Here is a 12,038-nt window from a genome sequence, read left to right as displayed (position 1 = left end):
CTGGTTCACCCATTCATTTTCAAAGTTTTTTTCTGATTTTTTTTCGCCATTTGAACTGTTCGATACAGCGAATAGCCTGAAACTTTTTCAAATTCTCGACCTAAACGCTTTTCTTCTCCAATAGATTTCACCACTGTTTTAAACTGCTGATACGCAGCTAAAAATTTTTCATTATTAATGCCGGCTTCGTTTGCTTTTTCTAACGCTTCCCACATATTCATTACGGTCACCATTTCATCCGTTGTCCAATCTAAATCAATTGGATATTGGTAATCTTGCATGCATTCATTCCTCCATTTTCCTACTCCACCTTAGTTTATCACAGCTAAGACATTTGCAACAGAATCTCACAAGCTTTAAACTTTTCCCAGCAAACTTATAAATAAGAGTCTAATTTTTAAAAACACAAAAAAAGTTTATGAAATAAACGGCTCCGCGTAATCTCATAAACTTTTTAACATTCGTATACTTTTTTACAGACTTAATGCAACTAAATCCACTAAAACATGTGTACACCAAGATCCCCAAATACTTCTTCCAGTAATAATATAGACATAATTAAAAATTAATCGTGCGGCACCTTGCAACAACAATACATGGATTACTGTTGAAATGATGGATCCGTCCCAATACACAAATACATGCATCAACCCAAAAACTAGTGCACTTATTAAATTACTAATCGTTAGGGAAAAGCCTTTATTATGTGCAACTTCCAGAACACCAATTCCTAATAATTCCTCCCCCATTAACATAAAAGGTAACTTAAAGATCAAAAGCATCAGATTACCTGTTGCTGGATTACTGGTCCAGTCAAATCCAATACTTTTTGTTAGCGCACTTATGACCCCGCCAAAAATCAAGTAAAAAAGTGCCGCACAAGGAATCACCCAAAATTTTCTTGGAAAAGTAAAAATCTCTTTGCTAGCAGGACCAAATACAACGACCCACGCAAGAATACTCGTAAAAAACAATGCCCACCAAGTCCATTCAAATAGTGATAATAAACCGAACCCCATAATCAAAAGTGCGCTACCAATTATTAATTGCTGCCATTTAATTTTCACGTTAACTAAGTAATCCATCTTAGTTCCTCCTATTCTTCTCATCCTTTCCACAACTACATTGTACTGATGAACAATATTTAGCCATTGCTAGCTATGGAATGGCATAATTATACTGCCAAAAAAAAGTTCAAGCTGAAAAGTACCTTATTTACTACCTAGATGCTAAACTCCATGTTAGGGAGGTAGCAATTATGAAAAATTATGGTGAAACAATTCGTACGATTCGCTTAAAAAAAAATATGCCTCAAAAAGTACTCTACCAAGATATTTTATCGAAATCATATGCCATTCGATTGGAACAAGGAAAACACGATATCTCTTTTTATTTATTGCTCAAAATTTTGGCACGCTTTCCAATGGAGATTGATGAGTTTCTCTATATTCATCAGAATTATCAAGAATCTGAAACAGAGTGGTTCTACGAAGAATTTAGCAAACGCGGCAACCAAACAGATAGCACTGCTTTATTCTCTTTAAAGGAACATTATTTAAAGACATATACAGAGCATTCAGCCGATCATCCTTGGAAACTCCAATTAGATGCTCGCTTAGATCAGTTAGTTTATTATCAAGAACCAATAAACTAACAAAAGACAGCGTCAGCTTACAAACAACAACAAAAATAAAACAAACGTTAAGTAGTATCCAATCTTGGACAATCGAAGATTTTCGATTTTTTGCTAACACCTTGGATTTACTTGACTCAACTGATCGTGTACTTTATTTTCAGTCCATATTACCAGCAATGGATCGCTACAAAAATTTTGAAAAAGCACGGAATGTGATTTGTGTGCTCTTAGTTAACGCGATTCATGAGTTAATTGAAGATTTCCATATAGAAGGCGTTCCAGCCTTGCTAACTACTTTATATGATTTTTCAGATAAAGCGCACCAGATGTTTTTTCGAAATTATTATCATTTTTATTTAGGACTTTGGCAGATTCTTACCAACCACCCAAACGGCGAAAAAAAAGCGCGAGCTGCAATCGAACTTTTGAAGCAAATGGACTATCACTACCACACAGAAATCTTAACCCTCACATTGACTCGAACACTACGTCAAAAAGAAACCAACTCTACAGATTAATTATAGCAAAAAAATTTTCTTTATCTGTGCAACGCTTAAAGCTGTCGTTACCTAAAAAAGAAGCATCTGGAACATTATCTGTTGTCCCAAATGCTTCTTTTGATTATTCCTTTATTTTACAACTAAATAACCAATTCCATCTTTGTCCAATGTTGAAATCGTATGACTACCAACTGTCGTTTCTTCAATGTCTGTAAACACATGCTGATAATCATCACGTACAGATCCTGTTACATTTAAATCTTGTGTTTCGTCAAAGTCGCCAACTTGCAACGTTACGCTAAGTTTATATTCCCCGGGTTCTAATCCACCTAGCAATGTGTTGTCAATAATGCCTTGATAGCCATTGAAAACACCATGATTATACCAATCTTGATTTGCACAGGCAATCGTACCAACCTCTGTTCCGTCTGCAGCTGTCAAATGAAGTGTTTTCTTCACAGCGTCTTGATTTGTTAAATCTAAGTTTCCGTTATCCATTGATCCTTCTAAAATCAACCCATAACTTTGCCAATAACCTGTTTTGAAGAAGTTAACAGTCTGATCTAAGTGGCTAACAATTTGTGAAACAAACCCACTTTCATTTCCATCAATGACTTGATTCACGTCAATTTTTGTTCCTTCAGTTTGTGGTTCGATTGTGATTGTCCAACGACCATCCGCTTCTACGGTTCCCGTTCCAAGTAATACGCCATCTACATAAGCATTGATTGTTGCACCTGGTACGCCAAGTCCTGTTAACTGTTTGTCTTTATCATTGACAACATTAAAAACAGGCGCATCAACTTTTTCTTCATGAGTAACTACTTGTGAAACCATTTCACTTTCTTTTCCATCAACAACTTGATTCACATCAACTTTCGTTCCTTCTGCCTGTGGATCAATTGTGATTGTCCAGTTTCCTTCTGAATCCACTGTTCCTGTTCCAATCAAGTCACCATTCACATACGCATTAACTGTCGCCCCCGGCGTTCCTGTTCCAGTTAACTCTTTGTCTTGATCCGTTACTGCATTGAAAACTGGTTTCTCAATAACGATGCCATCATCAACAAATGACCCCCCTTGAATTTTTCCGTAATTTGTAAATGGTGTCGTTTCAAAATGTGAATCAGTTGATGAGAAATCCGTGGTCTTAATTCCTGTATGTGTATACCCCGAGATATTAAATGACGATTTTACCGGCCCCGCAATTACTTCTTCAGGCGTTGCTTCTTCTACACTGTCAATCCACCAAAGATTGTAGCCTGTTGGTGAATCCAAAGTTACATGCGCTGTTGTTGCATAGCCACCTAAAATAGGGCCCTCTGCGTGATGATTGGTAATTGAATAGTTTGACCCATTTTCGAAAACGATTTCTTTTCCTGCGATGATTGTACTGTGGTTACCATTTGAATCAGCTTCAACAGTCGCACCTTTTCGTACGAAGAAATTACCAGAAGTAACTAAAATACTTTCATAAACTGTATCGTCCGTATGTACTTTTAAATAACTACCATCTTTCAATTCCAACGTACTTCCGGTTCCCAATTTAATTCCTCGATCGTCTGTGGAAGTTGACTCAATCTTTCCTTCATTAATAAATGAGAAATCGTTTCCTCCTTGAATAGCCGTTGAATTAGATTTAATCGTGACCTCAGCATTTTTGCCAACAAATAAGGTTCCATCTGCATATGCCATATGTACCGCTGCAAGTCCCGTCGATTCATTTTCAAAGTTAATTACGGCACCTGGTTTCACTTCTAATTCTTTTCCTTGATAAACTTCTTCTGTTGTAGAAACACTAGATACTTTACCATCTAAAGTTAGCTTTCCTTCTGGTAAATAAATCATTTGTCTTCCTGTATGTTCAACGTTTTTATATGTAATATTTGCTGTATGTGAACTCCAAAGTAGTCCATAAATATCTGTGTTGATAATTTTCACATTTTCCATCAAACCAACCGCATCTGCTTTCGTAAAATAAAGTTGATGTAAGTCGGCATCAATCGTATGTCCGTTACCATGAATGTTTTTCGATAAGTTCGTAATTGATTCTGTCGTCGCCATTGTGATATCGGAAGACAAGCTGATATCTGTCACTGTGTCATTATTAATTGCTTCTTTAAACTCTTCCCACGTCGACACATCTACGTTATTTTCTACTTGTTTAACCTCAATAGCTGGCTGGCTGGTCTCGGCTTTAACTGATTGCGCTTGACCTAATAGCGCGACTGAAAAAAGAACTCCTGATAACGATAAAACAATTGATGATTTTTTCATAACAAAACACCTCTACACTTATTTTTATGTAATTACAGTTATAACGATAATATCAAAAAATAAACAAATTATGTAACAACCGCTTACAAGAACTAATATAACACCTAAAAAAAGAAACATCAACATTAAAATATAACAAAAAATTAAAATATAAAAGTTATTTTATTTGAGTGAAAATATACTTTAAAAATAATTATTATAATTAAAATAACTAAAAACCATAGAAACCAATGATTTATATTAAAAAAACGCTTTGAAACAATAAAAAAAATACCTGATACAATTCATATCGGGTATTTCAACTTTTAAGTTATTTATGATTGTAAAATAATCGATTTTGCATCATTTAAAATCTTATTTTTTGCATTCGTCCATTGACCATCAATGCCAATGACAAAATCATCCTTTGTTTTTCTAATGATATTGGCATCATTTTGAACACTGATTCGCCATGTTTTGATCCATTTCTTTTTTTGATAAAGTGAAATAGATGTAACTGGACAGTAGTTTTCTAAAAATATTGTTTCTATTTGATAATTGTAGGCACCCATTCGCGGAAGTTTTTGATTCAAACTAGCAATTCTTTCCAAGTAATATCTTTGTTTATAACTTGATATTTTTCCATAATAATTCATTGTGACACCTCAAATCTTATTGCTAAATAAAACGACACCTGTTCCAACGATTGCAAACAAACCAAACAAGGCGATTTGTAAATAAACTTTATGCATTGCCTTTTTGTTCACCTGTTCAATCATTTGAAGTGGCTCTTTTGCTGAAAGTTGTTTTTTTGTTAATGCTGTTTGTGTATCCTCGATCATTTTTGCCTTAACTAAAATGCGCTTTGTTGTTGCTGCTGCCTTATCACACGTCAATAGCGTTACTGTCTTTACTGGATTTTCTTCGATGTAATTGACTTCTTTTTCATCAATTATCTTTTTCTCGCTTATTACATAGTGATAGCTTTTGCCTAAATACGTCATATCAATATGCTGTCCTTTTTTCGCATCTACTAATTTTCCAAACAATAAACCTTTTTCGCTTAAATGATGTCCTAGAAAAATCATATTTTCTTTCAATGGATTCCGGCTCGGATACATAGACGCTGCACCGATAAGCATAGCACTTTGACTGATTCCAGGAAAAATCGGAACAGCTAATGTTAATTCAGGGATTGATAATGCACCGATTGCCGTTGACTCCTCATTTTTCAACGTAAACACATCATTCATCGTCGCAGACTGCACTTCTTCAAATGGAATCGTTGGTAAGTTTGCTACGTTGTCGCCCACCGTATACTCGGCAGTTACTATGTGCTGTGTAAAAATTGAATTTTCAATGTACCGATAAGCGACCAACGCTAAAGCAATGTAGAAAAACAGCAGAAAATAAACTTTTTTATTCTTTTTCATTCGATTTTCCTCCAAAGATAAGCGTACCGGACAGACTTTCGAAAACATTCCCCAATTTAGTTACCGGGATTGAGCTACTTCCAAAATTCGCGACTTTCTTCTTACTAATCCCATTACTTGGTGCAAAACCAACAACTGGTTGTGCTGATTTTTTCTTCCTCAACTTTTTTTCATAGAAGCCAACACTTGTTTCACGGGTATGCTCTTCTTGGTGCACCACATCTTCTTCTGCATGATAAAGTTTAGGAACACTTGCTTTTTCACCATTCATCAGCATAACCGAACTAAACAAAAAAACGATTAAATATTTTTTCATAAGCTATTTCTCATTCCATAAATTTTTGATACCAAATTCCCAAAGACTTTCCAATCCTTTGAACTTGGCGGACTATTCCAAATTAAGTATTCACTCTCAACTACTTCGGATAGAACATCTGATAGATAGATATCTGTTTGAGCCGAGTACTGATTATCGACTTTTAGGGTAACAAACGGCAAATGCACAATATTATTGGCAATGTACTTGTTGTATTCTTCTCCTAAAGTGAAATCAATCGTGATTGTGATTGCTTGTTTTTGATTTCGATAGGCTTGACTGTTGATGATAAGTAAAAGTGTTTCTAATAATAGTTGTTGGCTTCCCGCTTGATTGCCAATCACCGCAATCGTTTCTTTATTACGCAAAAATTGTAAAATTCGCTCTGCTTCTTGACCAAAACCATCAAAAAAGAAATCTAAGATGACATAAAAATGACCGTCTAATAGACTATCTTTGTAATAAGAAAATTTAAACAACAATTCGTATAACTGGTTATTAAGCTTTTCATCTGGTTGTTCGATTCCTACTGTAGTTAACAAATTGCGTGTTAGTTGCATAAGATCATTTTCTTTTTTTAAGCTACTGTCTTTTTCCTGAAAAAGATAATGGTTGACTCTCAAATAGTTGATCAACGTGATGACGTCTTCAGTTTTGACTTCATCCCGATTTTCCGCAAATTTGTGATAACTTAAGATAATTGGTTCCATATAGCGTTCATCAGTTGATACAAGCAATACCTCATCGCCACTATTTTGCTTGTTTTCTACCCTAAAAAAAGAAACCAAACAATAATACAGAAGTTTTGTTTTTTTCAATTTTTCAATTGGCTCGATTACTTTTAATTCTTGTAATTCCTCAATAAAAGCTTGCGCAGTTGTCCACTCTTCCGCTGAAAAAGGATTTTCATAATTTTTAAAAATATAAAAATAAATCTGTGCTAAAAAAATGCGTAACTTGCTTTCACTTACATTTTCAACCAAAAAATTCATTTGGTGCATCTCCAAAAATGCTTCCAATTTATTTTTGATGACATAGGAATAAGAAACACTTACATAGTGGTAATAGCTATAGTTCTCCATTATTTCTTTGGTGTTCATACCATTTTTTAAGAAGTAATCTAAAAGACTAAATAAATAAGATTCTCTACCATATTTCCAAATCAAACGATTGATAGAATCCAAACAGTTTTTCTTATAAATATATTTACTTTTATTTTTGGAGATAAAGAAGTAATCATCCAGCTCCATCGTTTTAAAGTCTTCGATTAATAAACCTAAAAGTTTATTTGCCCGAAAATAAGTTAAGTCAAATTGTTTTTCAATATCTTTGACTGCAAAAGAGTCAGTGTCTAAATTATCAATATATGAGAATAACATCAGCTTTGCTAACGTCTCTTTTTCAAATAGTTCCTTCATACGATTCCTCTTTAAAATAGCTACTATTTAGCTGGCGCTATCTTCTTTCTGTAGTTCATTCATTAATTTTTTGATTTTCTGATTTTTCTTACGAATGTAGATAAAGATAATAATAAAAAGAAGTAATAAAATACCACACACTAGAAGAATCAGGTAAAGCATCGTGTGATCTTCTTCCTTAGTTATTGCCGTTTTATTTAAATCAGCTGCTGTTTTTTTCGAAATAGTGAAATTTTGTTTGAATTCCCATTTTTCTCCTTTTGATTCAGCAGTCAGAGTTGCCGTGTATTTACCCGGACTCAATTCTTTTCCATCGGTTCGAATATCAAAGTTATACACTGAGTTTGGCGCTTGTTGCCCGTTTTCGATTTTCGTAGTGTATAACACCTTTTCTTCATCGGCTTTGCGAATGTCCCCCTTCACATTTAGCTTATTGATAAACATTGCACTGGTATTTTTTAGAGGGAATTTAATACTATTTCGGCCGTTAATTTGTTCCACCTTGATTTTGCCAGCTTCGACAATCGGCTTTGTGATTTCTTTTTCGCCATGTAAAATAAGTGCAATCGTGTATCCATATTGATTTTGGACTGCCATACTGCTCTTATTTGCAGCACTGTCTTGCGTTTCTTTAGAAATCTCTTCTATCAAATTGATTCCGCCTGCTACAACTCCATCAAACGTTTTTTCTGGCGCAGTAATTGTATAAGTTAATTCTTTTGTTTCATTGGCTTTTAGCGCAATTTTATCGACTTGGACTTTCACCAACTGTTTCATATCATTTGTTAAGTTTGCTACTTCAAACTGTTGACTATTCTTATATTCCACAACACCATTACTATTTGTTGATGCATGATCCACATTTGTATCGACTACAATTGGATGATTGGCATTATTCGTCACTTGAACAACTAACTCTGTTGCTTCTTTCGGTTTCAGCTGTAAATCGTAATACGATAACGACTTATCTACCTGTTTCTCAGAAGGTAATGGATTTACTTGAAAATCAACCGCAGAAGCAGACACGTTTTGAAATGAGTAAAACGTACCTACTGAAATAGCACATAATAAAAAAGCCTTGACTTTGTTTTTCATCTTTTTTCTCCTTCAAAAAAATAGGAATAGATAGCCGGATGACTGTCTATTCCTACACGTTTACGAATGGTTAGTTGTTTGCAACTCCATCTGTCAATACCCAGTTAAGCGTAGTAGTATATTGACCAGCCACTTTAACTGTTGCACCAGGAACGCTTAAAGATGCAGCACCTTTAGCAAAATCTTCAATTGCTAAACCATTACCTTCACCTGTTTGAGCATCCATGATGACTGCTGCTTCATTGGTAGTTTTCAAAACAACACCTGCTTTTTCGTGAGCAACTGCTGTTGAACTTGTATCAATCGTTGGTGAAACTAATGTAATTTGTGCATTTGTTAATTCATGTGTGTTATTTTTAAATTGACCAGCTTCAGAAACTTGTAATGCCCAACCAGCTTCAGTACCACGTAAATCTTGAACTTTGCTGAAAGTATCTGATTCAGTTGTATAGTTTTGGTCAGTAGCTGAGATTTCATGCATACCAAAGTCTAGGTCAGCAGCCTCTACAAGTGTCAAAGCGCCAGTATCTGGTGCTTTAAACCCAACTTCACCAGTTGTATCTTTTTGATCAATATCAGCAGCATAAACAGTTGCCCCAGCTGTTGCAGATAATAAAGTTGCAGATAATACGATTCCCATAATTGCTTTTTTCATTTTAAAATTCCTCTTTTCGTTTTTTTAATAAATACATGACCCCGATAATCATCATGGCAACTCCAAGAAGTGTAATCGGGTCTGAGTTAACAGTACCTGTTTTGGGCAGGATGCCAGAGCTTATTTTGTAAGAACCTGATTGTGTCGTATCAGGAACAAGTTGTCTTGTATCGTTGTTCACTGTATTATTTGTTGTTTGATCGTTATTATTGATGATCTGATTGTTTGAATCTTCTTGTGAATCACTTGTACTACTATCCTCTGTTTTGTAAAAACCAACGCTTGCTTTACTTCCACCAGAATCAGCGACTTGCTCTGCTTGAACCTGTGAAGCAAAACCAAAGAATAAGATCAAGGATAGTAATGCAGCGAATCGCTTGTTTCTTTTTTTCATAGCTTTCTATCCCCTTATTCATTTGCTACAACATCGTTTAGATCCCATTCGATCGTTGCATCGTACGTATCCGCAACAGCTTTTCCACCAGGAACGAATAATTGAAGAGTGTCGGGTTTTGACTGCCAGTCTTGAGACACATTCTGTTCATCATGGTTGCTTGTTGTTTGATTATGGATAACGACACTTTCGTCTGTTGTGATTGCTTGTTTACTTTGTGTCGGATTATTGTAATACAGTGTAGCACCTAATTTTTTGCTCGTTGTTGTGCCAATGAATTCTTGATTCAATTTTGCAGTTAAGCTCCAAGTAGATCCATTTTTACGTAAATCTTGGACGAGTAAGTTTTTATCCAAAGATTCTAAAGAGTAAGTTTCATCTCCTGCTGAAATGGTGTGCTCGCCAAATTGCAGTTGAGTTGGCGCATCAACAAAGAGAAGTTTGCCTTGATAAATATATGTGACTGTTTGAGGTTTATCTGTAAATTGCCCCTCTTTATTATCAGGTTCATCTAATAAAGTATAGTTATCGATTGTTGCTGCTTGAGAAGTGTAAGGATCGCCAACTTTTCCATTTAGAACCTTTGCTTCAGCAATTTCATTTTGATCTTCATCAACATACTTCACAGTAACTGGCGCACCATCTTGTTTTTCCAAAATCGTAACGGTTGCCGTCTTAGTTGAGAGATGTCCAGAAGAATTTGTCACAGAATAAGTGACTTGGTACTTGTCTGGCGTATTCGGTTGAACACTACTATAATCAACTGTCACATCTTTACTGATGTCACCATCTTCAGTGTCTCTAGCCGTAATATTTTCTAATAATTTTTCTTTAATATTTTCGTCTGTTAGATCACCCACATAAAATGTTTTATCTTCAACAGTCAAGTTAGCAAAAACGGTACTGTCACCAGTCGTCAAGAACCGGTTATTCAAATCAAAATGTGCTCCACCACCGATATTCCCACCATTAGCTGTAGCCATATAGATATAAGCTTGACTTGGGTAAGTGATACTATCATTATTAGCATGTGCGCTGACACTTGCTTCGTAGCGACCATCTCGTTTGATATAGCCTCCCGAAACGTCTTCAGACTGTAAATCGATCCAAATTTCATTGTTGTCTGGCTTTCCAGAATCCCGATACACTTTGTAATATTGTTTAGGAATCACTGCTTGTGTTAACGTATCTCGAACAACAATATTCGCTATGTCTTCGTCTGTAATAGTCACTTTTCCGTTTCCTACTGGTTCGATGTACCAAGCAAAACGATAAAAGCAATCAGAAGGCAAAATGTTTTCTCCAGTATAGTTTACCTCAATAAAGTTTTGAATCACGTCTGACGTACGATTAAAATTACCAGTTGGTAGTCCACCTATATCAGAGCCATCTCTTGCAACAAAATTTCCAGGATTACTATTTGAAATCCCCCAATAAGAGTTAACATAATTATAAATCGGCGGTGTATTGGTATTTACTTTTAACTTAGGCGTGCCAACAATTGTTGGTATGTCCTGTCCGTTTGATGTCGTCGTTGCAGACACATTATACGTTGTTCCAGGGGTTCCAATTACTTTTGTATGAAAATCAGCCGAGATTGTAGTATTACCAACAATATCTTTTTTGACCACGAACGTGAGCGTTCCCGCACTTTCATCAATTGTTACATCAAAATAATTTGAAATGTTTTCATCTGTTAAATCAATCGTGCTATAATCAATTGCTTCTGACGGAATAGAAATAACGATTGTTGTACCTGCAGGAATCGAATCACCATCTTTGTTGCTCAACGTAATCGTCCCTGTATAAGTTGTATTTAACGTATATTCACTAGAGTTAGCTTTATAAGAAACAGAGCCGGTAGCAATTTTTGGAGTTATTCCGGGGAGAACGTCTTTTTTGATTGCATCATCTGCTGTTGTTTCTTTTTCTGTTGCACTCGTTTCAGTTTCCGTTATAATGGAACTTGAAATATTTTTTTCACTGGACTCTTTTTCGGAAGTATTTGTTGTCTCACTTAAATTTTCAGAGGTTTGAGTGGTTGTTGTTTCTGTTGCTTCCGATGAGAGAGTTGTTTGGTCAGCTGTTTCTGCATAAACAATTGTTACAAGATCATTTGTTACTGATAAAGTTAGAAACACGCTACTTAATAAAACAAACTTCTTATATGCTGAACTTTTCACTTCTTTCACCTCCCTTCAAATGTATTGCACCTAAATAACATTTCGCTGTTATTTACTTACAAACCCATTGTACTAATCATAAAAAACCTTTTCCTCTTTAATATTTAAAAAAATTTTTCAATTTCAAAGAATGAATAAACTTTCACAAGCTA

General features: G+C 35.2%; 13 protein-coding genes. 2 read left to right on the top strand and 11 right to left on the bottom strand.

Annotation, left to right across the window (positions count from 1 at the left end):
- Positions 1-5 precede the first annotated feature (5 nt).
- Together AB3I20_RS04600 and AB3I20_RS04595 are read right to left on the bottom strand one after the other, a co-directional pair.
- A complete protein-coding gene (locus AB3I20_RS04600) occupies positions 6-281 on the bottom strand; it encodes a UPF0223 family protein (RefSeq protein WP_067481258.1) in 276 nt (91 codons plus the stop codon).
- 192 nt (positions 282-473) lie between these two features.
- Entirely contained in the window at positions 474-1,085 is a 612-nt protein-coding gene (locus tag AB3I20_RS04595) for a CPBP family glutamic-type intramembrane protease (RefSeq protein ID WP_067481256.1), read from the bottom strand.
- A 173-nt stretch (positions 1,086-1,258) separates the two neighbouring features.
- Here AB3I20_RS04595 and AB3I20_RS04590 point away from each other — a divergent pair, with 173 nt between their 5' ends.
- Positions 1,259-1,654 carry a helix-turn-helix domain-containing protein gene (locus tag AB3I20_RS04590; RefSeq protein ID WP_368027022.1) on the top strand — a complete coding sequence of 132 codons (396 nt, stop codon included), beginning with the start codon at positions 1,259-1,261 and terminating at the stop codon, positions 1,652-1,654.
- Positions 1,591-2,154, top strand: coding sequence for a hypothetical protein (locus tag AB3I20_RS04585; RefSeq protein WP_368027020.1), 564 nt, complete (start codon positions 1,591-1,593; stop codon positions 2,152-2,154). The genes AB3I20_RS04590 and AB3I20_RS04585 overlap by 64 nt, the downstream gene beginning before the upstream one ends.
- A 111-nt stretch (positions 2,155-2,265) precedes the next feature.
- On the opposite strand, the gene AB3I20_RS04580 is transcribed toward AB3I20_RS04585, so the two are convergent.
- From AB3I20_RS04580 to AB3I20_RS04540, 9 genes are all read right to left on the bottom strand, one after another.
- The gene (locus AB3I20_RS04580) at positions 2,266-4,413 is read right to left on the bottom strand and encodes an Ig-like domain-containing protein (RefSeq protein WP_368027019.1); all 2,148 of its coding nucleotides are present in this window, start codon (positions 4,411-4,413) and stop codon (positions 2,266-2,268) included.
- 314 nt (positions 4,414-4,727) lie between these two features.
- The gene (locus tag AB3I20_RS04575; RefSeq protein ID WP_067481249.1) at positions 4,728-5,048 is read right to left on the bottom strand and encodes a hypothetical protein; all 321 of its coding nucleotides are present in this window, start codon (positions 5,046-5,048) and stop codon (positions 4,728-4,730) included.
- Positions 5,049-5,057: 9 nt separating this feature from the next.
- Positions 5,058-5,825: a class A sortase gene (locus AB3I20_RS04570; RefSeq protein ID WP_218657849.1), complete on the bottom strand. Its 768-nt coding sequence runs from the start codon at positions 5,823-5,825 to the stop codon at positions 5,058-5,060.
- Positions 5,812-6,141 carry a hypothetical protein gene (locus AB3I20_RS04565; protein ID WP_218657850.1) on the bottom strand — a complete coding sequence of 110 codons (330 nt, stop codon included), beginning with the start codon at positions 6,139-6,141 and terminating at the stop codon, positions 5,812-5,814. Before AB3I20_RS04565 ends, AB3I20_RS04570 begins: the two co-directional genes overlap by 14 nt.
- A complete protein-coding gene (locus AB3I20_RS04560) occupies positions 6,138-7,559 on the bottom strand; it encodes a hypothetical protein (protein WP_368027018.1) in 1,422 nt (473 codons plus the stop codon). Before AB3I20_RS04560 ends, AB3I20_RS04565 begins: the two co-directional genes overlap by 4 nt.
- 27 nt (positions 7,560-7,586) lie before the next feature.
- Complete coding sequence (locus AB3I20_RS04555) at positions 7,587-8,654, bottom strand: DUF916 and DUF3324 domain-containing protein (RefSeq protein ID WP_083571985.1); 1,068 nt, start codon at positions 8,652-8,654, stop codon at positions 7,587-7,589.
- Positions 8,655-8,724: 70 nt separating this feature from the next.
- The gene (locus tag AB3I20_RS04550; RefSeq protein WP_071869198.1) at positions 8,725-9,309 is read right to left on the bottom strand and encodes a WxL domain-containing protein; all 585 of its coding nucleotides are present in this window, start codon (positions 9,307-9,309) and stop codon (positions 8,725-8,727) included.
- Position 9,310: 1 nt separating this feature from the next.
- The gene (locus AB3I20_RS04545) at positions 9,311-9,703 is read right to left on the bottom strand and encodes an LPXTG cell wall anchor domain-containing protein (protein ID WP_095803706.1); all 393 of its coding nucleotides are present in this window, start codon (positions 9,701-9,703) and stop codon (positions 9,311-9,313) included.
- Positions 9,704-9,717: 14 nt separating this feature from the next.
- Positions 9,718-11,886 (bottom strand): MucBP domain-containing protein, encoded by a 2,169-nt coding sequence (locus tag AB3I20_RS04540; RefSeq protein WP_368027017.1) that lies wholly within the window; start codon positions 11,884-11,886, stop codon positions 9,718-9,720.
- Between the last annotated feature and the right edge of the window lie 152 nt (positions 11,887-12,038).

It is taken from the genome of Enterococcus sp. C50 (genome assembly GCF_040887505.1).
In the GTDB taxonomy this organism is placed as follows: domain Bacteria; phylum Bacillota; class Bacilli; order Lactobacillales; family Enterococcaceae; genus Enterococcus_B; species Enterococcus_B thailandicus.
Note: the sequence above shows the minus strand (reverse complement) of the source record. Positions and strands in the feature narration are given on the sequence as shown.

Excerpts from the sequence above, each read along its gene's own strand:
- AB3I20_RS04550 (WP_071869198.1), bottom strand. The coding sequence starts at position 9,309 with ATGAAAAAAGCAATTATGGGAATCGTATTATCTGCAACTTTATTATCT.
- AB3I20_RS04600 (WP_067481258.1), bottom strand. The coding sequence starts at position 281 with ATGCAAGATTACCAATATCCAATTGATTTAGATTGGACAACGGATGAA.
- AB3I20_RS04595 (WP_067481256.1), bottom strand. The coding sequence starts at position 1,085 with ATGGATTACTTAGTTAACGTGAAAATTAAATGGCAGCAATTAATAATT.
- AB3I20_RS04555 (WP_083571985.1), bottom strand. The coding sequence starts at position 8,654 with ATGAAAAACAAAGTCAAGGCTTTTTTATTATGTGCTATTTCAGTAGGT.
- AB3I20_RS04575 (WP_067481249.1), bottom strand. The coding sequence starts at position 5,048 with ATGAATTATTATGGAAAAATATCAAGTTATAAACAAAGATATTACTTG.
- AB3I20_RS04565 (WP_218657850.1), bottom strand. The coding sequence starts at position 6,141 with ATGAAAAAATATTTAATCGTTTTTTTGTTTAGTTCGGTTATGCTGATG.
- AB3I20_RS04590 (WP_368027022.1), top strand. The coding sequence starts at position 1,259 with ATGAAAAATTATGGTGAAACAATTCGTACGATTCGCTTAAAAAAAAAT.
- AB3I20_RS04570 (WP_218657849.1), bottom strand. The coding sequence starts at position 5,825 with ATGAAAAAGAATAAAAAAGTTTATTTTCTGCTGTTTTTCTACATTGCT.
- AB3I20_RS04545 (WP_095803706.1), bottom strand. The coding sequence starts at position 9,703 with ATGAAAAAAAGAAACAAGCGATTCGCTGCATTACTATCCTTGATCTTA.
- AB3I20_RS04560 (WP_368027018.1), bottom strand. The coding sequence starts at position 7,559 with ATGAAGGAACTATTTGAAAAAGAGACGTTAGCAAAGCTGATGTTATTC.
- AB3I20_RS04580 (WP_368027019.1), bottom strand. The coding sequence starts at position 4,413 with ATGAAAAAATCATCAATTGTTTTATCGTTATCAGGAGTTCTTTTTTCA.